The organism is Pseudomonas syringae, from assembly GCF_000737245.1.
Lineage (GTDB): Bacteria > Pseudomonadota > Gammaproteobacteria > Pseudomonadales > Pseudomonadaceae > Aquipseudomonas > Aquipseudomonas syringae_J.
In genome coordinates this window covers 30,463-52,978 of record NZ_JPQU01000025.1, presented here as the reverse complement: position 1 = coordinate 52,978, position 22,516 = coordinate 30,463, and the positions used below count along the sequence as shown (strand labels likewise).

22 protein-coding genes are annotated in these 22,516 nt (G+C 56.4%); 6 read left to right on the top strand and 16 right to left on the bottom strand.

Features of this window, described 5'->3' with window-relative positions; translation table 11 throughout:
* Nucleotides 1–227 precede the first annotated feature (227 nt).
* Together rnt and pyrC are read right to left on the bottom strand one after the other, a co-directional pair.
* Nucleotides 228–899, bottom strand: coding sequence for a ribonuclease T (gene rnt, locus IV01_RS16830; protein ID WP_032627524.1), 672 nt, complete (start codon nucleotides 897–899; stop codon nucleotides 228–230).
* Nucleotides 896–1,942 carry a dihydroorotase gene (gene pyrC, locus IV01_RS16835; protein WP_032627522.1) on the bottom strand — a complete coding sequence of 349 codons (1,047 nt, stop codon included), beginning with the start codon at nucleotides 1,940–1,942 and terminating at the stop codon, nucleotides 896–898. The genes rnt and pyrC overlap by 4 nt, the downstream gene beginning before the upstream one ends.
* Nucleotides 1,943–2,089: 147 nt before the next feature.
* Here pyrC and IV01_RS16840 point away from each other — a divergent pair, with 147 nt between their 5' ends.
* A complete protein-coding gene (locus tag IV01_RS16840; protein ID WP_032627521.1) occupies nucleotides 2,090–2,995 on the top strand; it encodes a flagellar protein MotY in 906 nt (301 codons plus the stop codon).
* A gap of 132 nt (nucleotides 2,996–3,127) precedes the next feature.
* On the top strand, nucleotides 3,128–4,345 hold the full coding sequence (locus IV01_RS16845; RefSeq protein WP_032627520.1) for an argininosuccinate synthase: 1,218 nt from the start codon (nucleotides 3,128–3,130) through the stop codon (nucleotides 4,343–4,345).
* A 155-nt stretch (nucleotides 4,346–4,500) separates the two neighbouring features.
* Here IV01_RS16845 and IV01_RS25870 read toward each other — a convergent pair whose 3' ends face one another.
* Together IV01_RS25870 and IV01_RS16850 are read right to left on the bottom strand one after the other, a co-directional pair.
* The gene (locus tag IV01_RS25870; RefSeq protein WP_050507380.1) at nucleotides 4,501–4,821 is read right to left on the bottom strand and encodes a hypothetical protein; all 321 of its coding nucleotides are present in this window, start codon (nucleotides 4,819–4,821) and stop codon (nucleotides 4,501–4,503) included.
* Between the two features lie 44 nt (nucleotides 4,822–4,865).
* Nucleotides 4,866–5,393, bottom strand: coding sequence for a hypothetical protein (locus tag IV01_RS16850; RefSeq protein ID WP_032627518.1), 528 nt, complete (start codon nucleotides 5,391–5,393; stop codon nucleotides 4,866–4,868).
* 1,216 nt (nucleotides 5,394–6,609) lie between these two features.
* Here IV01_RS16850 and IV01_RS16855 point away from each other — a divergent pair.
* Nucleotides 6,610–7,236: a response regulator transcription factor gene (locus IV01_RS16855; protein ID WP_025261490.1), complete on the top strand. Its 627-nt coding sequence runs from the start codon at nucleotides 6,610–6,612 to the stop codon at nucleotides 7,234–7,236.
* Nucleotides 7,237–7,382: 146 nt separating this feature from the next.
* On the opposite strand, the gene IV01_RS16860 is transcribed toward IV01_RS16855, so the two are convergent.
* The 4 genes from IV01_RS16860 to metG all read right to left on the bottom strand — a co-directional run bounded on the left by IV01_RS16860 (nucleotide 7,383) and on the right by metG (nucleotide 11,608).
* Nucleotides 7,383–7,565 carry a PA3496 family putative envelope integrity protein gene (locus IV01_RS16860; protein WP_032627517.1) on the bottom strand — a complete coding sequence of 61 codons (183 nt, stop codon included), beginning with the start codon at nucleotides 7,563–7,565 and terminating at the stop codon, nucleotides 7,383–7,385.
* A gap of 106 nt (nucleotides 7,566–7,671) precedes the next feature.
* Complete coding sequence (gene nth / locus IV01_RS16865) at nucleotides 7,672–8,310, bottom strand: endonuclease III (RefSeq protein ID WP_032627516.1); 639 nt, start codon at nucleotides 8,308–8,310, stop codon at nucleotides 7,672–7,674.
* Nucleotides 8,307–9,368, bottom strand: a complete 1,062-nt coding sequence (locus IV01_RS0124835) for an RnfABCDGE type electron transport complex subunit B (protein WP_050507376.1) — start codon at nucleotides 9,366–9,368, stop codon at nucleotides 8,307–8,309. The genes nth and IV01_RS0124835 overlap by 4 nt, the downstream gene beginning before the upstream one ends.
* 191 nt (nucleotides 9,369–9,559) lie before the next feature.
* Nucleotides 9,560–11,608, bottom strand: a complete 2,049-nt coding sequence (gene metG / locus IV01_RS16870; protein WP_032627515.1) for a methionine--tRNA ligase — start codon at nucleotides 11,606–11,608, stop codon at nucleotides 9,560–9,562.
* Nucleotides 11,609–11,949: 341 nt separating this feature from the next.
* Here metG and apbC point away from each other — a divergent pair, with 341 nt between their 5' ends.
* A complete protein-coding gene (gene apbC / locus IV01_RS16875) occupies nucleotides 11,950–13,044 on the top strand; it encodes an iron-sulfur cluster carrier protein ApbC (protein ID WP_032627514.1) in 1,095 nt (364 codons plus the stop codon).
* A 237-nt stretch (nucleotides 13,045–13,281) separates the two neighbouring features.
* Here apbC and IV01_RS16880 read toward each other — a convergent pair whose 3' ends face one another.
* Nucleotides 13,282–13,491: a cold-shock protein gene (locus IV01_RS16880; protein WP_002554837.1), complete on the bottom strand. Its 210-nt coding sequence runs from the start codon at nucleotides 13,489–13,491 to the stop codon at nucleotides 13,282–13,284.
* 310 nt (nucleotides 13,492–13,801) lie between these two features.
* Between IV01_RS16880 and dcd the strand changes: the two genes are divergently transcribed.
* Nucleotides 13,802–14,368 carry a dCTP deaminase gene (gene dcd, locus IV01_RS16885; protein ID WP_032627513.1) on the top strand — a complete coding sequence of 189 codons (567 nt, stop codon included), beginning with the start codon at nucleotides 13,802–13,804 and terminating at the stop codon, nucleotides 14,366–14,368.
* A 124-nt stretch (nucleotides 14,369–14,492) separates the two neighbouring features.
* Nucleotides 14,493–14,708 (top strand): hypothetical protein, encoded by a 216-nt coding sequence (locus IV01_RS16890; protein ID WP_032627512.1) that lies wholly within the window; start codon nucleotides 14,493–14,495, stop codon nucleotides 14,706–14,708.
* A gap of 111 nt (nucleotides 14,709–14,819) precedes the next feature.
* Here IV01_RS16890 and pdeM read toward each other — a convergent pair whose 3' ends face one another.
* The 7 genes from pdeM to IV01_RS16925 all read right to left on the bottom strand — a co-directional run bounded on the left by pdeM (nucleotide 14,820) and on the right by IV01_RS16925 (nucleotide 22,429).
* A complete protein-coding gene (pdeM, locus tag IV01_RS16895; RefSeq protein WP_032627511.1) occupies nucleotides 14,820–15,476 on the bottom strand; it encodes a ligase-associated DNA damage response endonuclease PdeM in 657 nt (218 codons plus the stop codon).
* Complete coding sequence (locus tag IV01_RS16900) at nucleotides 15,473–17,962, bottom strand: ligase-associated DNA damage response DEXH box helicase (RefSeq protein ID WP_032627510.1); 2,490 nt, start codon at nucleotides 17,960–17,962, stop codon at nucleotides 15,473–15,475. The genes pdeM and IV01_RS16900 overlap by 4 nt, the downstream gene beginning before the upstream one ends.
* A 258-nt stretch (nucleotides 17,963–18,220) precedes the next feature.
* A complete protein-coding gene (locus tag IV01_RS16905; RefSeq protein ID WP_032627509.1) occupies nucleotides 18,221–18,985 on the bottom strand; it encodes an ABC transporter ATP-binding protein in 765 nt (254 codons plus the stop codon).
* A gap of 12 nt (nucleotides 18,986–18,997) precedes the next feature.
* Nucleotides 18,998–20,116 carry a succinylglutamate desuccinylase/aspartoacylase family protein gene (locus IV01_RS16910; protein ID WP_032627508.1) on the bottom strand — a complete coding sequence of 373 codons (1,119 nt, stop codon included), beginning with the start codon at nucleotides 20,114–20,116 and terminating at the stop codon, nucleotides 18,998–19,000.
* A gap of 9 nt (nucleotides 20,117–20,125) precedes the next feature.
* Nucleotides 20,126–20,836: an ABC transporter permease gene (locus IV01_RS16915; RefSeq protein WP_032627507.1), complete on the bottom strand. Its 711-nt coding sequence runs from the start codon at nucleotides 20,834–20,836 to the stop codon at nucleotides 20,126–20,128.
* Nucleotides 20,833–21,561: an ABC transporter permease gene (locus IV01_RS16920; RefSeq protein ID WP_032627506.1), complete on the bottom strand. Its 729-nt coding sequence runs from the start codon at nucleotides 21,559–21,561 to the stop codon at nucleotides 20,833–20,835. The genes IV01_RS16915 and IV01_RS16920 overlap by 4 nt, the downstream gene beginning before the upstream one ends.
* 85 nt (nucleotides 21,562–21,646) lie before the next feature.
* Nucleotides 21,647–22,429, bottom strand: coding sequence for a transporter substrate-binding domain-containing protein (locus IV01_RS16925; protein WP_032627505.1), 783 nt, complete (start codon nucleotides 22,427–22,429; stop codon nucleotides 21,647–21,649).
* Between the last annotated feature and the right edge of the window lie 87 nt (nucleotides 22,430–22,516).

Below are 22,516 nucleotides of genomic sequence, written 5' to 3'. Positions count from 1 at the left end.
CTAATGTTAATGAGAATGCTTGTCAAAACTCATTGAGAAGGTTTCTTGGGTTGGCGATGAATGGTAAAAGTGGTTTTATTGAAGATCTGTATATCTGAAAACTTTGTGGCGCATATGACAACGCCATCGCGAGCAAGCTCGCTCCTACAGGGGATCGCGTCTTCTGTAGGAGCGCGCTTGCACGCGATGGCGTCATTAGAAACAACGCAGATTTTCAGCCCCGCCGATCAATCATCAAAATCATCCCAACCGCCCATCTGCTTCCAGCGGTTGACGATGCCGCAGAACAGCTCAGCCGTTTTTTCAGTGTCGTAACGCGCTGAATGCGCCTCACGGCCGTCGAAGTCGATGCCGGCGGCCTGGCAGGCTTTAGCCAGCACGGTCTGGCCGTAGGCGAGGCCCGCGAGCGTAGCGGTATCAAAGCTGGAGAACGGATGAAACGGATTTCGCTTCATGTCCAGGCGCGCCACAGCTGCGTTCAGAAAGCCCAGGTCAAAGCTGGCATTGTGACCGACCAGCACGGCACGTTTGCAGCCATTGGCCTTCAGGGCCTTGCGCACGCCACGAAAAATATCGTTAAGCGCGGTTTCTTCGCTCACCGCCATGCGCAGCGGGTGATCCAGCTTGATGCCGGTGAACTCCAGCGCAGCGGCTTCGATGTTGGCGCCTTCAAACGGCTCGACACGGAAGAAATGGGTGTGCTCCGGGAAGACAAAACCGTGTTCATCCATACCGATTGTGACGGCGGCAATTTCCAGCAGCGCGTCGGTGGCCGAGTTGAAGCCACCGGTCTCTACATCGATGACGACAGGCAGATAGCCGCGAAACCGGGCCGCCATCGGATGGCGCGAACCGCCGCCATGACCTCCCTGTTCGTCGTCGAAATGATCTTCACTCACGCGTGTTTCTCCAGCAGGCGCCAGCGCAGTTTTTCACCGGCGCGCAGCGGTATTACGGACAGCTCGCCAAACGGCAGACTGGTGGGCGCGGTCCATTCATCACGGACCAGCGTTATGGTGTCTTGTGGCGCAGGCAAACCGTAGAACGCAGGACCATGCAGGCTGGCGAAACCTTCCAGTTTGTCCAGTGCGTTGCGTTGCTCGAACGCCTCTGCATACATTTCAATCGCAGCGTAGGCGGTATAGCAACCGGCGCAACCGCAAGCATTTTCCTTGGCGTGCTGGGCGTGGGGTGCCGAGTCGGTGCCCAGGAAGAACTTGCTGCTGCCACCAGTGGCGGCGTCGAGCAGCGCGGTCTGGTGAGTGTTGCGCTTGAGGATCGGCAGGCAATAGAAATGCGGCCGGATCCCGCCCACCAGCATGTGGTTGCGGTTATAAAGCAGGTGATGCGCGGTGATCGTCGCGCCAACGTTGGCCGAGGCCTGATTGACGAATTGCACTGCTTCACTGGTGGTGATGTGTTCAAACACCACTTTAAGCATCGGGAAGCGTTCGACCACACGGGTCAGGTGCTCGTCGATGAACATCTTCTCGCGGTCGAACACGTCGATTTCGCTGCGGGTCACCTCGCCGTGCACCAGAAGCGGCATGCCGACGTCGGCCATGGCTTCCAGAACCGGGAAGATCTTGTCGATGCTGGTAACTCCGGAGTCGGAGTTGGTGGTCGCGCCAGCCGGATACAGCTTGGCAGCATGCACAAAACCGGTGGCCTTGGCCGTGCGGATATCTTCGGGCAGGGTCAGGTCAGTAAGGTACAGCACCATCAGCGGTTCGAACGGGCTGCCGGCAGGGCGGGCGGCCAGAATGCGCTGTCGATAGGCATCGGCTTCCTGCGCATTGCGTACCGGTGGAACCAGGTTGGGCATGATGATGGCGCGGCCAAAAGTACGCGCAACGTCAGCAACGGTGTGGGGTAATACAGCTCCATCGCGGAGGTGTATGTGCCAGTCGTCGGGACGCAGAAGGGTCAGGCGGTCGGACATTGGGGATTCCAGGCGGGTCAAACTCGCTGGGAATGCTACCGGAAAAGACTCTCTCAGGCACTCGCTATCAAGTTTTGTAGGAAGTAACCGATAGCCCGTTGTAGGAAGAATTTTTTGGTTATGCCGTATTTTTAAGTGGAGCCTCCCGTGCGCCAGCGATATCTAGCCCTGCTCAGCGTGTTCGCCAGCCTGCCCGCGATGGCGATTACTTTCCAGACGCGTCTGGAAAGCATCGAGTGGAAAGTTGAAGGCGATCAGTTCGAGTGCCGCCTGAGCCAACCCATCACCGACTTCGGTGCGGGCGAGTTCGTGCGCCGTGCCGGCGAGCAGGCGACCTTCCGGATCAAATCCGCAGGCAACATGATGGGCGCCGGCTCCGCGACGTTGATTGCCGCTGCTGCACCTTGGCAGCCGGGCCGTGGCGACATCAATCTGGGGTCGGTGCGCGTTAGCAACGGCGAGTTTCCGTTTAGCAGTTCACAGGTGCAGGCCGGTCGTCTGATCAGCGGGCTGATGGACGGTCGCAGCCCGGTGATCCGCCATTATTCCCGCGACGTGGGGGGCACGACCGAAGTGCGTCTGTTGCCGGTCAAGTTCAATAAAGCTTTCGGTGAGTATCAGCAGTGCGTCGCCAAGCTTCTGCCGATGAATTACGACCAGGTCAAACAGGCTGAGGTCGGCTTTCCTGGCGGGGGCATTGATCTTGACGCGCAGGCCAAGAGCAAGCTGCACACCATCGTGGCTTATTTGAAGGCCGACCCAACGGTCAACCACATCGAGCTCGACGGCCACTCGGATAACAGTGGCAATCGTCTGACCAACCGTGATCTTTCACGCCGACGCGCGCTGGCGGTCATGGATTACCTCAAGGCCCAAGGCATCCCGGAAGAGCAGATAACCCTGCGCTTTCATGGCGAGCGTTATCCTTTGGCACCTAACACCAATAACGCCAACCGCGCTCGTAACCGTCGGGTCAACGTCCATCTGGAGCGCGTTGCTCCTGATGAAAAGCCTGCGCCAGTGGCCTCAATCGGCCCATCTGCAAAGGTTTGATCACCCGCTACCTTGCGTCGCTCGATTGACATAAGTTGTCGCTTCATCGTCAGAAGCTGTCGCGCTACTGTAAATCGAAGCATTTGAGCGGTAGAATCACCGGTTTTCCGTACAACCCGGTGGAGTGATGGCATGGCGGACGTAAACAAGGTAGTTCTCGCGTATTCCGGTGGCCTGGATACTTCGGTAATCCTCAAGTGGCTGCAGGATACGTACAACTGCGAAGTGGTGACTTTTACGGCTGACCTGGGTCAGGGCGAAGAAGTCGAACCAGCACGCGCCAAGGCCAAGGCCATGGGCGTGAAAGAAATCTACATCGACGATCTGCGCGAAGAGTTCGTGCGTGACTTCGTGTTCCCGATGTTTCGCGCCAACACCGTTTACGAAGGCGAGTACCTGCTGGGTACTTCCATCGCTCGTCCGCTGATCGCCAAGCGCCTGATCGAAATCGCCAACGAAACCGGCGCTGATGCCATCTCCCACGGCGCTACTGGCAAAGGTAACGACCAGGTTCGTTTCGAACTGGGCGCCTATGCCCTCAAGCCAGGTGTAAAAGTGATTGCCCCTTGGCGCGAATGGGATCTGCTGTCTCGTGAGAAGCTGATGGATTACGCCGAGAAGCACTCGATCCCGATCGAGCGTCACGGCAAGAAGAAGTCTCCGTACTCCATGGATGCCAACCTGCTGCACATCTCCTATGAGGGCGGCGTGCTGGAAGACACCTGGACCGAGCACGAAGAAGACATGTGGCGTTGGACTGTCTCTCCAGAGAGCGCGCCTGACACCGCGCAGTATCTGGAGCTGACCTACCGTAACGGCGACATTGTCGCGTTGGACGGCGTCGAAATGACCCCGGCAACCGTACTGGCCACCCTCAACCGCATCGGCGGCGAGCACGGTATCGGTCGTCTGGATATCGTAGAAAACCGCTATGTGGGCATGAAATCCCGTGGCTGCTACGAAACCCCGGGCGGCACCATCATGCTGCGCGCTCACCGCGCTATCGAGTCGATCACTCTCGACCGTGAAGTCGCTCACCTCAAGGATGAGCTGATGCCGAAATACGCGAGCCTGATCTACACCGGCTACTGGTGGAGCCCGGAGCGTCTGATGCTGCAACAGATGATCGACGCTTCCCAGGCGCACGTGAACGGCGTGGTACGTCTGAAGCTGTATAAAGGCAACGTTATCGTTACCGGTCGAAAGTCTGACGAATCGCTGTTTGATGCCAATATCGCCACCTTCGAAGAAGATGGCGGCGCATACAACCAGGCCGACGCTGCGGGCTTCATCAAGCTCAATGCGCTGCGCATGCGTATCGCGGCAAACAAGGGTCGTAAACTGTTTTAAACAGCAGCCCTGACATAGAGTTGCAGCACCTGCAAGGGTGCTGCAACGCTAGCGAATGTTTAGACCTCTCTTTATCGTACCGAGGCTTGCTCCAGTTTTGCCGTTTTAGCGTGCTCGACTCGCTGCCGTTCTGTTTTTCATTATCCTCGTATTCATCATTTACCTTCCTCGATAACCTGACTGTCTGGCGATAGGCGGCTGCCTTGCTTCAGGTCTCCTGCTAGCAGATCTGATGCCGAGCAGGGAGGCGGTTTGCTCGCGTCTCTCTGCGGTCCGTACAAAACTTTGTTATTGAAGTTCAATGTTAAAAAAAACATTACAACAAGTGCTGATGGGAACACTATCAAAAACCACAGATAGACCTGACGATTTTCGTCATTCAGATAAGGCAGCACTGTTGTTGCGGACGCTTCGCACAGCGCTGCGAACATGGCGATAACACTGATCGGATTGAGCAGGTGCGTAAGTACTTTCATTCAAATGTCCTCCTGCGTAAACAGGCGTGTGGCGGCTCAAGTGATTAGCAAGAGGCGTCGTCCTTGTCTCGCTTGAATTCGAATCGGTAGGCTTTCCCGATATTCCAGACTTCCCGGGTGGTCAGTCCCAGAATCTGTGCTATTTCGGGTGCGCTGTAGCCCAGACTGGAATAGTGCATGGCCTGGCCCGCAACCACGTCGTCCACATCAGTCGTATCATAACCGCGCAGGCGATGGGTGCTACCCAGTGGTTTGCTGAGCGCAATTTTTACGCCGTGCTCCACGGCCAGCTGTCTGATGTCTTTTCTGTTCATCTTCAATGAATATTGAAGTGATGAAAAGCCTGCGCCTTTGGCGACCAATTGCCTCAAGAGTTCGACTTTCTCGTGCCGGTCATTTTGGCTGTCATTCTTGTCTGATGCCACAAGTCTGGCTGCCGGGACGCTGGTGCAAGACTCGCCTATGGGAATCTTGTCGATAACACCACCCTGGGCTACGAATTGCTCAACAGCAGCATTTAGATCCATGGCGTCGGGGTCGTCCGAAGATAAGCGGATGGTTTTTCTGTTCATGGGTTATTCCTTTTTGAACATGGTTATACACATGGCCAATTCAAATAAAGAATCGTCTGGCCTTGTTGAGGCCACCAAGGGATAGCTGCATATCTAATCAGTTACTTGCTTGAATCCTTTCGGCGCTCTGCGGGCAGAGTCTATACATAATGCTATTTGAAAAAGTCAAAGTGGCATCAGTTTGCTAGAGGATGATTTGTTATTCGCGACGCTGTACTAATCAGTACTAATGGGTTGTCGTTAAAAAAGTAACCACTGGTAATAGAATTTGCAAGTGAAAAAATAGTCTTTACATGAATTGCCTGGAGTCCAGTTTGCTTGTCTTACATGGCTGTTATCAGTGTCTGTTAGTTTTGTAGTCCATTTCCTATTTGTGATGGGGAGGATGGCGCCGTGTCTCTATATAGTATTACCTGAATGTCGGATGAGCTGTCGCAAAGACAGAGCGCTCTCACGCTCGATCCTGGTGGCTTTTTTGATGTGCGGTATATATCTATGGTCCAGTGTTTTTTATGTCTGCATCCACAGCTTGTAAATGTCATGAGTTCTGGCCAAATAACGCTGTCCGTAAGATTGGGCTTTCAGGAATATCCTAAAAGCTAGTAGGAAATTTCTCTAAATACATATGTTTACAAAAAGGCGAATAAAAGTGTGTATTTTCTAAACGTCATATACCAGACCGGCCTGAAACGTCCTGTTGGAGTCTGCTTGATTAACGTCGCTCAAGGAGGTGTATCTTTTGCGTGATTAGCTGCTTTGCCTATGTGTTGACCCTGCCGACGGGTTGTCAGTTGTAACCAGACTCTATTTGTCCTGGTCGCAATGGTGTCGTGGCTTCGTGTATCCAAAAGGCCTTCGCCCCTCCGGGATCCCGCAGGGTAAGTCGATTGTTCATTCATGGATTGTAAGACCGTTTGATTAGTCCAAAGAGGTATTGGAAAAATGCTTGACGTAACAGTGATAATTCTTTTGCTGTATTCGCCGCGCTCTATCTCGCTGCTGCGGCGCTCGGCAAACCCGTCTGACGCTGAGTGGGTGGTCTCTTGAAAAACTATTCACAGGCGTCATATCGGCAGAATCTTGTAGGAAAATTCTGCTGTAAGAGTAGGAATGGTCTCTTGCTGTTGGTACTCAGGGGTAAGCGCCATGCAAAGCACTAAACGACTAAGCTATTGTGCGTATCCTGAATATTCGAATAGCGAAAAATGGACTGCCCATGAATAAAGTGCTGATCGTGGACGATCATCCCGTCATTCGCCTTGCCGTACGCATGCTGATGGAGCGCCATGGCTATGAGGTCATCGCGGAGACGGACAACGGAGTGGATGCCCTGCAACTGGCTCGTGAGCATTTACCCGATATCGTGATTCTTGATATTGGCATCCCCAAGCTGGATGGCCTGGAAGTCATTGCGCGTTTGTCTGCCATGACACTGCCGTTCAAGGTGCTCATCCTGACTTCTCAGGCGCCAGGCCATTTCTCGATGCGTTGCATGCAGGCCGGGGCGGCAGGATATGTTTGTAAGCAGCAGGACCTCACCGAACTGTTGAGTGCAATAAAGGCGGTATTGTCTGGTTACAGCTATTTTCCGAACCAGGCACTACATACCGTACGTTCGAGCATGGGCAATGCCAGCGAAGCGGATATGGTTGATCGCTTGTCAGGCCGGGAAATGATGGTGTTGCAGCAGTTGGCGAGGGGGAAGACCAATAAAGAAATAGCCGATGGAATGTTTCTAAGTAATAAAACAGTCAGCACTTATAAAACCAGACTGCTACTTAAACTTAATGCGCACTCTCTGGTAGATTTGATTGAGCTTGCGCAGCGTAATGGACTGGTTTGAATATTGAGCCGACCAGCCTGCAAGCCAGCGCTGGTCGTCAACAGATTTACATCTGCTCTTCACCTGGGGGAGATCTCGGCGTACTTCTCGGCGACGTGAGACCTGGGTGGTTGCATGCAGGCATGGGATATACGTGCATTTTTAGCTCATAAATCGTAGTCGTAATCGGCCAATTGTCTTTGCAGGCGGCGTTCTTCCAGCATGTTGTCGATGGTCCGGCGTTTGCTGAGGTTGGTTTTGGCTGGCTCGACCGGGGCTGGTTCATTGTCGTCGGATTCAACTGCGATGAAATCGTCGTCTACGTCTAATTGCTCTTTGTCAGTGCTCATAAAGTCGACTCCAGAATTAGGCTGTCATTGGCGGACCTTATAGCGACTATCGGCGAGCGGGTAAAAAAGATTTTTTCAATCGATCGACCACCAGAACCTCTATTACTCAATCGTCAGAGGTTTTGTCCTTGTAGTCGCAAAGGTCTTCTATCCGGCAACTCCCGCAGCGGGGCTTGCGGGCCTGGCACACGTATCTGCCGTGCAGGATCAGCCAGTGGTGAGCATCGAGCAGGTAATCCTTGGGAACAAATTTCATCAGTTGCTTTTCAACGTCGACAACGTTCTTGCCGGGCGCGATCCCGGTGCGGTTGCTGACCCGGAATATGTGGGTGTCCACCGCCATGGCTATCTGTCGAAAGGCAGTATTGAGCACTACGTTAGCGGTTTTGCGCCCGACACCGGGTAATGCTTCCAGTGCCTCGCGGGTTTGCGGCACCTCTCCGTTGTGCAACTCCATCAGCATCCGGCATGTTTCGATGACGTTTTTGGCCTTGCTGTTGTACAGGCCGATGGTCTTGATGTACTCCGACAGCCCTTCGACGCCCAGTTCATAGATAGCCTGAGGAGTATTGGCAATCGGGTAAAGGCGGGCGGTGGCTTTGTTAACGCTCACGTCGGTTGCCTGGGCAGACAGAATCACCGAGATCAGCAGTTCAAATGGGGTTGTGTAGGCCAGCTCGGTCTTGGGGTCAGGATTGTCTTCGTGGAGTCTACGGAAGATTTCCTTACGCTTTGCGGTGTTCATGATCCGAGTATTTCCCTGGATTGGGTGGTGCCAGACTGGGCGATACCGGAGGTCCCTTTTTCTGCAGCCTCGAGAAACTGTTCGGCGCACTGCATTTGAGCGTTCAATTCCTCAATTTCCTTCAGGCCTGTCTCAGTTGTCTGAGCTTTCTTGAGTGCTGCGCGGGCCATGGCGAGCTGTATTTTTGCGCGTTTGATATTCCCGGTGTCTACCTGGGCAACCTGCACCCGGACCTCCGTTGGCTTTGTTGCCAATAGACCGGCCAATATCTGCTCGGCGGTTTCGTATTCGTTCTGCAACTCGACCAGACGTGCGGCCTGTTCGGCAATAGGCGGATGACCGAATGCCTTGAGCGATTTGTTCAACTGCGCACGGCTCATGGCCACGGCAATACGTGCTTTCTTTACGGCGGTGTCGTCAGTTGCTTCGAGCCGTGATTGAGGCTGCGCAGGCGTAGCTGGTGGCTTTTGCGCGCGGGCCAGCCGCTCTGCCTGGCGTCGCTCGTCAGCGTGCCGTAGTCGAGCATTGCGGGACTCGAAGCGCATGCGCGCATGGTCGCGTTTACGGTTGCGGATCTGCCGTTCTTCAGGTGTTTGCGCCAGGCCGCCGGTGAGGGCGATGACTTTTGCGGCAGGGGGAACCGCGGGGGATGCCTGATCTGCTGAAATGGGTATCAGGTCGATGCAGTCCACGGGGCAAGGCGCAACGCACAGATCGCAACCTGTGCATTCATCGACGATCACGGTGTGCATGAACTTTGCCGCGCCGACAATTGCGTCAACCGGGCAGGCTTGAATGCACTTGGTGCAACCGATGCACTCTGCTTCACGAATGAATGCCACCTGTGCAGGCGCAAGTCCGCGTTCGAGGTCCGGGCGCATCACCGGCAAGTTCAGCAAGAGCGCCAGTCCGGCGATGGTTTCTTCACCGCCTGGTGGGCATTTGTTGATCGCCTCGCCCTGAGCGATACCCTGGGCATAAGGCATGCAGCCCGGATGTCCACATTTGCCACATTGGGTCTGAGGCAGCAGGGCGTCGATGCTTTGGATGAGGTTCATGGTCTTGCCGAGTTGCGTTGGGTGATGAGTGAATGCAGAGTCGAAAGCGCCTGTGGGAGCGAATTCATTCGCGAAGCGTTGTGTCAGACAACGCTTTACACGCTGTAGCACCGCTTCGCGAATGAATTCGCTCCCACAGGGGTACTGATCGACGTACCAGCTCTGGCGCGCCGCCTAGCCTGTTACCAACCTTACTTGATGCGCTGACCCGGTTTAGCTCCGCTGTCAGGGCTGAGCAGGTAGATTTCTTCGCCGCCAGGGCCGGCTGCCATCACCATGCCTTCGGACATGCCGAAGCGCATTTTCCGCGGTTTCAGATTGGCGATCATCATCGTCAAGCGACCTTCCAGCTCGGAAGGATTCGGGTAAGCACTCTTGATGCCGGAGAACACGTTGCGTTGCTCGTCGCCGATATCCAGCGTCAGACGCAGCAGTTTGTCTGCGCCTTCAACATGTTCGGCCTTGAGGATCAGCGCGACGCGCAAATCCACCGCTGCAAACGCATCGAACTCGATCTCGGCAGCCAGTGGCTCCTTGAGCAACTCGCCATTACCTTGAGGGGCTGCACCGGTATCGGTTGCACTGGCCGCCAGGTCCTCTTTCGAGGCTGCGGTCATGGCTTCAACCTTGATCGGGTCGATCCGGCTCATCAGGGCCTGGAAAGGGTTCAACTGGTGATTGCCCAACAGCGTCTTGTGGTCGTCCCAGGTCAATGGTGCGACGTTGAGGAATTTCTCTGCATCAGCGGCCAATAGTGGCAGGACTGGCTTGAGGAAAATCACCAATTGACGGAACAGGTTGACGCCCAGTGCGCAAACGGCCTGAACTTCGTCCTGTTTGCCCTCCTGCTTTGCCAGCGACCAGGGTGCCTTTTCGGCGATGTAGGCGTTGGCTCGATCGGCAAGGCCCATGATTTCACGCATGGCGCGAGCGAAGTCGCGGGCTTCATAGGCGTCGGCAATCCCTGGTGCGGCTGCCAGGAATGCATCGGTCAGCTCGGGGGCGGGGTTTTCCGCCACCAGAACACCGGCATTGCCTTTATGAATGAAGCCGGCACAACGGCTGGCGATGTTTACCACCTTGCCGATGAGGTCCGAATTGACCTTCTGCACGAAGTCTTCGAGGTTCAGGTCGAGGTCGTCGACGCCTTTGCCGAGCTTGGCTGCGTAGTAGTAGCGCAGATACTCCGGCGACAAGTGTTCCAGATACGTGCGGGCCTTGATAAAGGTGCCACGGGATTTCGACATCTTCTGGCCGTTGACGGTCAGGTAACCGTGAACGTTGATACCGGTAGGCTTGCGCAAGCCTGCACCTTCGAGCATCGCTGGCCAGAACAGGGCGTGGAAATTGACGATGTCCTTGCCAATGAAGTGATACAGCTCGGTGGTGGAGTCTTTGGCCCAGTAGGCATCGAAGTCCAGCTCCGGGCGGCGGGCGCACAGGTTCTTGAAGCTGGCCATGTAGCCTACAGGTGCGTCCAGCCACACATAGAAATACTTGCCCGGCTCGTCAGGGATCTCGAAACCGAAGTACGGCGCGTCGCGGGAGATGTCCCACTGCTGCAGGCCTGCGTCCAGCCATTCGGCGATCTTGTTGGCCACGGCGTCCTGCAAGGTACCGCTGCGAGTCCAGCTTTTCAGCATGGCATCGAAGGCGGGCAGGTCGAAGAAGAAGTGTTTCGAGTCCTTAAGGACTGGCGTTGCGCCTGAGATCGCCGATTTCGGGTCTTTCAGGTCGGTTGGCGCGTAGGTGGCACCGCATTTTTCGCAGTTGTCGCCGTACTGGTCAGCCGTGCCGCACTTCGGGCAGGTGCCCTTGATGAAGCGGTCGGCCAGGAACATTTTCTTTTCCGGGTCGAAATACTGGGTGATCGAGCGCGTGGCAATGTGCCCGGCATCACGCAGGCGGGTGTAGATCATGCTCGACAGTTCGCGGTTTTCATCCGAGTGGGTCGAGTGGAAGTTATCGAAATCCACCAGGAAATCGCCGAAGTCCGCGCTGTGCTCGGCCTTGACGTTGTCGATCAGCTGTTCCGGTGTGATGCCTTCCTTTTCAGCACGCAGCATGATTGCCGAGCCATGAGCGTCGTCCGCGCAGACATAAATGCATTGATTGCCGCGATGCTTCTGAAAGCGCACCCACATATCTGTCTGGATGTACTCAAGCATATGGCCAAGATGGATAGAACCATTGGCATAGGGCAGGGCGCTGGTGACGAGGATCTTGCGTGGCTCGGACATGGGGCTCGGCTACTTGAAGTGAAACGGAGGTCGGCCACTATAAAGGTCTGAGCGATTTTTTTCATCCTGTGCTGACTGTAGGAATGTGCGCGCCCAATTGAAATGTGCGTCGTTGTAGGAGCGCGCTTGCCCGCGATTACGGTGGTCCAGTCGAAAGATCATTGCCTGACTTGGCGCTATCGCGGGCAAGCGCGCTCCTACGGGGCCTGCGATTGCTGCGTGACATGGCGGGATCGGGGGTGAGACAGACAAGTATTGATTCCAGCGAAACCATGCCCCGGTCCCTGCAGAAGAGTTAGGATAGCCGCCTGTTTTAGTCTGTCTTTATTCGGGAGTAGCCCATGAGCGCTGTTAATCGCGCAGCGGTGGAAGCCGTCCTTCGCCAATATACCGATCCTTATCTGAATCAAGACCCGGTGACCGCCGGTTGTGTTCGCGCTATCGAAATCGAGGGTGAGCGTGTCAGTGTCCAGCTTGAGCTGGGCTATGCCGCCGGGTTGTTCAAAAGCGGTTGGGCGCAAATGCTGCAGATTGCTATTGAAGGTCTCAATGGCGTGGTATCGGCCAAAGTCGATATCCGCTGTGTGATCGAGGCGCACAAGGCTCAGGGGCAAATCCCTGGGCTGGCCAATGTGAAAAATATTGTGGCGGTAGCGTCCGGCAAAGGTGGCGTAGGTAAATCCACTACCGCAGCCAACCTGGCTCTGGCCCTGGCGCGTGAGGGTGCGCGAGTCGGTATTCTCGACGCAGACATTTATGGCCCGAGTCAGGGCGTTATGTTTGGAATCCCTGAGGGGACGCGGCCGAAGATCAAGGACCAGAAGTGGTTCGTGCCAATCGAATCCCATGGCGTTGAAGTCATGTCCATGGCGTTTCTGACCGACGACAACACGCCCATGGTCTGGCGTGGACCGATGGTGTCCGGGGCGTTATTGCAATTGATTACACAGACAGCGTGGAATGACCTGGATTATCTGGTCATCGATATGCCGCCGGGTACCGGTGATATTCAGCTGACGCTGGCGCAGAAGGTGCCGGTCGCCGGTGCTGTCATCGTCACTACTCCGCAGGATCTGGCGCTGCTGGATGCGCGCAAGGGCGTCGAAATGTTCCGCAAGGTCAACATTCCGGTACTGGGCGTTGTGGAGAACATGGCTGTGCATATCTGCTCCAACTGCGGCCATGCAGAGCATCTGTTCGGCGAAGGTGGCGGGGAGAAGCTGGCGGCGCAGTACGACGTTGAGCTGCTGGCGTCGTTGCCGTTGTCGATGCTGATTCGCGAGCAGGCCGACGCGGGCAAGCCTACGGCCATTGCAGAGCCGGAAAGCCAGATTGCGATGGTCTACCAGGAGCTGGCGCGCCACGTGGGTGCCCGGATCGTGTTGCAGGAGGCAGTGAGTCCTGCGATGCCGAGTATTTCTGTAAGCGACGATTAAGGTATGACGTGAAAGCGTGATTCCGTGGGAGCGAATTCATTCGCGAAGAGTCCGGCACAACCGATATCTATCTGTCGTCTGTGCTGGCGGTTTCGCGAATGAATTCGCTCCCACAGGTTCCCTGTATGCGGCGCCACAGCGGGGTATCAGCACCACAAGCAAGTCGGTCAGCGCTTTTCTCACAGGCATAAAAAAACCCCGCCGAAGCGGGGTTCTTTTTAAGCGAATAAGTACAAGTTAGATAACTTGAACTTCTTCAGCTTGCATGCCTTTCTGACCGCGGGTAGCGATGAAAGAAACCTGTTGGCCTTCTTTCAGGCTTTTGAAGCCGTCGGATTGGATAGCTTTGAAGTGTACGAACAGGTCGTCACCGGATTGTGGAGTGATGAAGCCGAAGCCTTTTTCATCGTTGAACCACTTAACGGTACCAGTTTGGCGATTAGACATGGTGTATCTCCTTGGACAAAGTTAACTGCGACTCAGGAAGAACCCTGGCCGAGACTGAGTGCAAAGAGCAGGAAAAATTCTTGGAGATGGTTGGATCGAAATTCAACATCGTGTAGAGATTCTCAGTGACACAAGCAACACAGTGACGCCACCTTAACGCTTTTTTTGTAACGTGCCAACACTCTGATGAGGATTATTTCCATTAGCGTGCAAAGCATCTGTCGACACCCCTCGTACAGCCTTTGAACCCAGCGCCTGCGCCCGGTAAGATGCCGGACATATTTTTTCACCTCGTTATCAGGACATTGCCATGAGCATCAAATCGGACAAGTGGATTCGCCGCATGGCGCAAGAGCACGGCATGATCGAGCCTTTCGTCGAGCGCCAGATGCGTGGCGAAGGCGCTGACCGGCTGATCTCCTACGGCGTCTCCAGCTATGGCTACGATGTGCGCTGCGCGGATGAATTCAAGGTTTTCACCAACATCAATTCCGCCACGGTCGACCCGAAAAATTTCGATGAGAAGAGCTTCGTCGACGTTAAAAGCGACGTTTGCATCATCCCGCCGAACTCGTTTGCCCTGGCCCGCACCGTCGAATACTTCCGTATTCCGCGTAATGTCCTGACCATCTGTTTGGGAAAAAGCACTTATGCTCGCTGCGGGATCATCGTCAACGTGACCCCTCTCGAGCCGGAATGGGAAGGTCACGTGACGTTGGAATTCTCCAACACCACGACCCTGCCGGCGAAGATCTACGCCAATGAAGGCGTGGCGCAGATGCTGTTCCTGGAGTCCGACGAGGAATGCGAAATTTCCTATAAGGATCGTGGCGGCAAATATCAGGGCCAGCGCGGCGTGACCCTGCCTCGTGCGTGATTGATCAGATATTTGTGACCGTTGATCACGGCGAAATTGAATTAGTCCTCATTTCGGCACTCTATTGACTGAACCGCTCCTTCTCACCCGATGTGGGAGGGGGCCAACGCTCAGGAGTGCCTTTATGAAGATGCAATCGAATGCCAGCGCCGAAGGGCCTGACCCGCGAGAGAATCATGTTGGTTTGTTAGCCTGGTCGTTACTCGCCCAACCACAGCTAAATATGGTTGGCGGCGGCATCCCCGGACAGCCTGATCCGGACAGCCCAAGTTACCCACAGCCGACTGAACCCGGTGAGCCAACCCTTCCAGACGAGCCACCTCCCGCTCCTGTTGCATGAATTCAACTCATGAGTTGCTGGCGCATCTATTGGCCAGCTTCGCCATGGGTCAGTGTTTTACGTTACGCCCTTAATCATGGATATGAATCGATCTTGCTCCGTTGAACCGTTTCAGCTTGCCTCCCAGATCGTCCCGTCTCCCACCACGAATATCTTGCTGTCTTGAGTCGCTTCGATATTGAATCCGCCGGTGAACGCGCCGAATGCGGGCAGCAGGCTCATGCTTCCTCGAAAGTAAAAACAGGCCAGACGCAGCGACTGCCGACCGCGTCCACGCAGTCGGTAGACCGGATGTACATGCCCGGCCAATACATGGTGAGTGGCGTGCGGATCAGGTTCGTGTTGCAGAGCAAAAGGTCCCAGCAGCAAGGGTTCGGGGACCGTTTCGATCCTTAGCGCAGGCGGAGGGTCGCCAGCCCGCTTATCGTGATTGCCGCGAATCAGGGTCATTTCAAGTTCCCGGTGCCTGGAGCGCCATTGAGCAAGAGCCTCGAGCGTAGCGGGGGCTCGGGACTCTGGCGCGTGCAGGAAGTCACCGAGAAAGATCAACCTGTCGCATGGGTAGCGCCCCAGCAATTCATCCAGGCGCTCTAGATTGTTCTGCGTCGTACCGTGGGGCACTGGCTGCCCGAGCTTGCGATACGCAGCAGCCTTGCCGAAATGCACATCAGCAATCAACAGCGCACGATATTCGGGGTAATAGACGGCTTTGTCTGCCAACAGCCAGAGTTCAGCGCCGGCGAGGGTGATGGAGAGGTGAGGGCTCATGTGGCTTCTGGTCCGGCGGCTTTTTCCAGATCACGCACCATTCGGGCGATACGGTCGGCTAGTTTTTCAGAGCTCAGGCTTTCGCGCATGCGTTCAACCAGTAATGGAAAGGCCATGGGAGTGGCGCGTTTGATGAGGTGCAGATCAAGGCTGCGTTGATTGATGCGTTGCAACGTTTGCTCCAGCCTTGCCACATCCAGCTCCTGACGCAGAACTTCTTCCTGCGCCTGGGTCAGCAGCAGGTTACCGGCGTCGTATTGTTTAAACACTTCAAAGAACAGGCCGCTGGAAGCCTGGAGCTGGCGGTTGCTTTTCGGCGCGCCGGGATAGCCCGAGAACACCAGCCCGGCAATCCGGGCGATTTCCCGGAAGCGCCGCAGGGCCAGCTCGCCAGCGTTGAGGCTGGCCATGATATCTGCCAGTAGATGATCTTCGCTGAACAGTTCGGCACTCAAGTGCGTGCTCCAGTCCACCTCGGTGGCGCTGAGCAGCTCGAAGCCATAATCGTTGACGGCAATCGAGAAAGTCAGCGGTTCGTGACGGCTCAGGCGCCAGGCCAGCAAACTCGCCAGCCCCAAGTGAACATGGCGGCCAGCAAAGGGGTACAGGAATAAATGCCAGCCTTCCCTGGATTTGAGGGCCTCAGCCAATAGCGTCTGTTGCCGGGGCAGGGCGGACCATTGCCGCTGGATTTCCAGCAAAGGTTTCACTGCCTGCATTTCCGGGCTATGGAATTCTCCCCGAGCCGCCGCATCGAATTTGGTCACCACCGCATCGGCAAGCTCATTGGAGAGTGGCATCCGCCCGCCATTCCAGCGGGGGACGGCTGCCTTTTTCGTGGTGGCGCGTTTGACATAGGCGGTCATGTTTTCGACCCGGACCAATTCCAGCAATCGCCCGCCAAATAAAAAACCATCACCGGGTTTGAGTCGGGCGATAAAGCCTTCTTCGACGCTGCCCAGTGAACCGCCACCGCCGCCTTTCTTCCAGTATTTAACGTTGATACTGGCGTCGCTGACGATGGTGCCAATGCTCATGCGATGTCGCCGGGCCAGGCGCGCATCCGGAACACGCCAGATACCCTGCTCGTCGGGTTCCACCCGACGGTAATCCGGGTAGGCCGTCAGCGAGTGGCCGCCGTGGCGCACGAATGCCAATGCCCACAGCCATTCTTCTTCGGTCAGGTCGCGATAGGCCCAGGCGCTGCGAACCTCGATCAGCAGTTGGTCCGGGTCGAAGCCGCCACCCAACGCCATGCTGACCAAATGCTGGACCAGCACATCAAGAGGTTTGTGGGGCGATTGCCGAGGTTCGATCATTCTTGCAGCCACTGCGTCATGGGCCGCAGCAGCTTCTACCAACTCCAGACTGTGGGTCGGCACCAGCGTGACCCGCGAGGGGCGACCAGGGGCGTGGCCGGAGCGACCGGCACGCTGCATCAGCCGTGCCACGCCTTTGGGTGAGCCGATTTGCAACACTCGCTCCACGGGCAGGAAATCCACGCCCAGGTCCAGGCTCGACGTGCAGACCACGGCCTTGAGCTGACCCTCCTTGAGCGCTCGTTCGACCCAGTCCCGTACTTCGCGCGCCAGGGAGCCATGATGCAGCGCTATCAGGCCCGCCCAGTCAGGTCGCGCTTCCAGTAATGCCTGATACCAGATTTCCGACTGCGCACGGGTATTTGTAAACAGCAGACAACTGGTGCTGCTTTCCACTTCTGCCAGTACCTGCGGCAGCATGCGCAAGCCCATGTGCCCGGCCCAGGGAAAGCGTTCGATAGCGGGTGGTAAAAGGGTATCGACCAACAGCTCTTTACTGACTTTGCCTTGCACGCTGATCCCGCCGTCGCCGAGCAGGACCTGCTGCGCGTGCTGCTGATTGCCGAGGGTTGCGGAAACGCCCCACACGATCAGTTGCGGATTCCACTGACGCAAACGGGCCAGTGCGAGTTGAAGCTGGACGCCGCGCTTATTGCCGATCAGCTCATGCCATTCGTCCACCACCACCATTTTCAGGCTCGAAAAGGTGCTCATGGCGTCTGCTCGGGTTTGTAACAGCGTCAGGCTTTCGGGGGTGGTGATCAGCGTGGTGGGCAGGCGTCGGCCCTGTTTGGCGCGTTCGCTGCTGCTGGTGTCGCCCGTGCGCAGGCCTACGGTCCAGGGGATGTTCAGATCCCCCAGCGGCGCTTCCAGCGCCCGTGCGGTGTCGGCGGCCAGAGCGCGCATTGGCGTGATCCACAAGACGCTCAGCGGTGCTGCGGGTGCTTTGCGTTTGCGTGGTTTTTCTTCAGGGGATGGTGTGCTGGCTTGAGCGAAGCGGTTAAGCGCCGCAAACCACACCGCATAGGTTTTCCCCGAGCCGGTGCTGGCATGCAGCAGGCCGGATTGTCCTTGCTTGACGGCGGCCCAGACCTCTTTCTGAAAAGCGAAAGGCTTCCAGCTGCGTGCCGAAAACCATTGCTGAGCGAAGTCTTTGGGTCTGCTCATGCGCTGCGGTGTGCTCTGAAAGGGGGTATTTCAGAGACAGCGGTGGTGGGGGATTAGTTTTACTGAAGGTTGATGATGCCACCTGTGGAAGATTCTATGTTTGCACAAATGGATGTGACGATGTGGGACCGGCTTTAGCCGGGAAGAGGCCAGTACATCCACCCGATATTTATGGTCTGAAATGCCGCCTTCCCGGCTAAAGCCGTTCCCACGTCGTCACATCTGCTTGCGAGCAAACATAGAATCTCCCATGTGGTTTTACTTCAAATTCCCACTCAAAAACTGCTGCAGACGCTCGCTCTTCGGGTTGTCCAGCACTTCATCCGGGTGGCCGGCTTCTTCGATCTGGCCCTGGTGCAGGAACACGATCTGGTTGGCGACTTTGCGGGCGAAGCTCATTTCGTGGGTGACCATGATCATGGTCCGGCCTTCTTCGGCCAGGCCTTGGATCACTTTCAATACTTCACCGACCAGCTCCGGATCAAGGGCCGACGTAGGCTCGTCGAACAGCATGATTTCCGGTTCCATGGCCAGGGCGCGAGCAATAGCTACGCGCTGCTGCTGGCCGCCAGAAAGGAATGCCGGGTATTGATCAGCGACGCGATCGGGCAGGCCGACCTTGTCCAGGTACTTGCGGGCGCGTGCTTCGGCTTCCACTTTTGAGACGCCCAGTACCCGACGCGGGGCCATGGTGATGTTTTCCAGCACGGTCATGTGTGCCCACAGGTTGAAGTGCTGGAACACCATGGCCAGTCGTGTGCGGATGCTCTGCAGCTCACTCGCGTCCGCGACACGCATGCCACCCGAGTCACTGACCATGCGCACTTGCTGGCCGTCCAGGCTCATGGCGCCGTCGTCGGGTTGTTCAAGGAAGTTGATGCAACGCAAGAAGGTGCTTTTGCCCGAGCCGCTGGCGCCGATCAGGCAGATGACATCGCCGCTGCTGGCCTTGAGCGAAACGCCTTTTAGCACTTTGTTATCGCCGTAGCTTTTATGCAGGCCATCGATGGTCAATTTGTACATGACAGGCAGTCCTTAAGGAGAAAGTAGATAGCCGCTGCGATAGGCTTCGGTGCCTGCGACGTGAGCGATGGCCATGCCGGCGGTCGCCATGCGTCGCAACGAGCGCGCATAGAGCAGACCGGCGTGGGTGGTATGGACCGAGGTTACCGCATCGCTGATGGGATCAATGATTTCCGCGATCAGTTGCCCGGCCTCGACGTATTCACCAGGTTGGGTGCAGAACACCAGCAGGCCGCCGACTGGCGTGGTGACCGGTTCGACCGCCGCCAGCGGTGTTGCCGGGTAAAGCAATTGTGGCGCGGCAGCCACTTCGCCGCCAATGGCGCCGTAGGCGATCAGGTAATTGATCAACGCCTGGCAGTCGCGGCTGGCCAGCGCGTGGCAGACATCGCCCTGACCGCGCAGCTCCAGGGTCACGGAGAAACTGCCCATGGGAATCGCAAACTGATCACCGAAGCGTTGCTGCAATTGCCACCAGACCAGGGTGAAGCATTCATCGAATGACTGGCCGCCAGAATCGGTCGCCAACATGCTGGCCTGGGCACCGAGATAACGAGAGAGCAATTCCACCTGCGGCCAGGCTTCGGGCGTGGTGTACAGATGCTCCACTGATTCGAAGTCGCAATGCAGGTCCAGCACCATGTCCGCGTCGCAGGCCAGTCGTTGCAGCGTCAGGCGCAGGGATTGCAACTGAGTACCGGCAGGCTGCGTTTGCAACGCCGAGCGCAGGGCGTGACGGATCAGCTGGACGTTGTGCTGTGCATCGTCGTTGAGCTGATGTTCAACGGCGTCACCGACTTCAGTGCTGAGGTCGACGAACCAGCGATTAAAGTTCTGCCCGCTCTCCATCTCATAGCGGCCGAGTGGGGTGTCCATCAGCACCTGTTCCAGCCCGATGGGGTTGGCGACCGGCACTACAACGATTTCGCCCAGCAGCAGGCCGGCCTTTTCCAGTTCGCTCAGGCGCTGCTTGAGGTGCCAGGCGACCAGCATCCCCGGCAACTCGTCGGCATGCAGCGAGGCCTGGACGTAGATTTTGCAGGCACCGTCTTCTGGACCGTAGTGAAAACTATGGATCTGCCGGGCGGTGCCGGGCACCGGTGCAATCAGATCGTGAATGTCGTGACGCATAGACAGGTCCTAGTGGGTCGGGCCGAGAAAGGCCAGCCAGCGGCGTTCGGCAAGACGGAACAGGCCTACCAGTATGAATGTGACGCACAGATAAATGATGGCTGCGATGCCGAACGACTGGAAAGTCATGAAGGTTGCCGAGTTGGCGTCCCGGGCCACCTTGAGAATGTCCGGCACGGTTGCAGTAAAGGCCACCGTGGTCGAATGCAGCATCAGGATCACTTCGTTGCTGTAGAACGGCAGCGAACGGCGCAATGCCGACGGCATGATCACGTAGGTGTAGAGTTTCCAGCCGGTCAGCCCGTAAGCCTTGGCTGCCTCGACTTCACCGTGGTTCATGCTGCGAATGGCACCGGCGAAGATTTCCGTGGTGTAGGCGCAGGTGTTCAGGGCGAACGCCAGGATCGTGCAGTTCATTGCATCCCGAAAGAACGCATCAAGCAGCGGCTCTGCCCGAACTGCTGCCAGGCTGTAAATGCCGGTGTAGCAGATCAGCAACTGGATATAGAGCGGCGTGCCACGAAACAGGTAGGTGTAGAACTGCACCGGCCAGCGTACCCAGAACTTCCTGGATACCCGAGCGATGGACAGCGGGATCGAGACCAGAAACCCAATGCCGATCGAGGCGCTGAGCAGCCACATGGTCATCGCCAGACCGGTGATGTTTACGCCGTCGCTATAAAGGAAGGGGCGCCAGTATTCCTGTAACAGTTCGATCATCGTTGAGCCTCCCGGCTGCCTGCGGAATACCGCCGTTCGGCCCAACGCAGCGCGAAGTTGGATGCGCTGGTGATCAGCAGGTAGATCAAGGCGGCTAGTACCAGGAAGTAAAACAGTTGGTAGGTGCTTTTACCGGCGTCCTGCGCGGCCTTGACCAGATCGGCGAGGCCGATGATCGACACCAGGGCGGTGGCCTTGAGCAGCACTTGCCAATTATTGCCGATGCCGGGCAGGGCGAAGCGCATCATCTGTGGGAACACCACGTAGCGAAACCGCTGGCCACGATTAAGGCCATAGGCGGTGGCGGCTTCTACCTGGCCGCGTGGCACAGAGAGAATCGCCCCACGGAAGGTTTCGGTGAAATAAGCCCCGTAAATAAAACCCAGAGTCACCACCCCGGCACTGAAGGCATCGATTTCGATGTAGTCCCAATCCATGGCGTCGGTCAGCTGGCTCAGCCAGGTTTGCAGGCTGTAAAAAATCAGCAGCATCAGCACCAGATCCGGAACGCCCCGGATCAGCGTGGTGTATAGCTGCGCCGGTATCCGCAGGATGGCGGAACTCGATAGTTTTGCCGCGGCGCCGATCAGGCCGAGCACAATGCTCACCAGCAGCGACAGCAGCGATAATTTGATGGTCATCCATGTGCCTTCGAGCAGAAGCGGGCCGAAGCCTTTGAGGCTGAAGGTCGAGAGTCCCAGGGTTTGCAGCAGTGAATCGAACATGGGTAAAGCCTTTGACGGTCAATAAAACAAAACGCCCATGGAAATCGGCGCGTGATCATCGCCGAAGTCCATGGGCGTCGGGGTGTTATTTACCGCTATACAGATTCAGATCGCCGAAGTGCTTCTTCTGGATCTCGGCATATTTGCCGTCGTCGTGTAACGCTTTGATACCTTTGTCCAACAGTGCCTTGAGCTCTTTGTTACCTTTCGCGATACCGATCGCGGTTTTCGACGGTAACAGTTCGCTGTCTACAGGCTCGCTGACTTCGTAGCCGGCGCCTTGTGGCGACTTCAGGAAGCCCAGTTCGGCTTGCAGCATGTCCTGAATGGAAGCATCCAGACGGCCGGAAGTCAGGTCAGCGTAAACCTGATCCTGGTTGGCGTAGGCCTGGGTTTTAACCCCAGCCTTGTCCAGTACGGCCTTGGCGTAGGCTTCCTGGATAGTGCCTTGCTCGTAGCCAACGGTCTTGCCTTTCAGACTGGCCGGATCAGCGGTCAGGCCTGCACCTTTCTTGAACACCAGAGAAGTCGGGCCGGAGAACAGCTCGTTGGAGAAGTCGATGGCTTTTTCACGGGCCGGGGTAACGGTCATCGACGAGATCACACCGTCGAATTTCTTGGCTTTCAGGCCAGGAATCATGCCGTCGAAATCGCTTTCGACCCATTTGCATTTAACTTTCAGCTCGGCGCAGATTGCGTTGCCCAAGTCGATGTCGAAGCCAACCAGGCTGCCGTCAGCGGCCTTTGATTCAAAAGGTGCATAAGAAGGATCGACGCCGAAGCGCAGTTCCTTGTATTCCTTGGCCATTGCATTGCCAGCTGCGAGACAAACAGCCAATGCAGAAAGGGTCAGCCATGCTTTTTTCATCGTTCAGTCCTTAAAACCAAATTGAGCGTTGGGAACACGCGAGGCTTGCTACCGGCGGGTGCCAGACCACAGAAGATAGCAATTTCC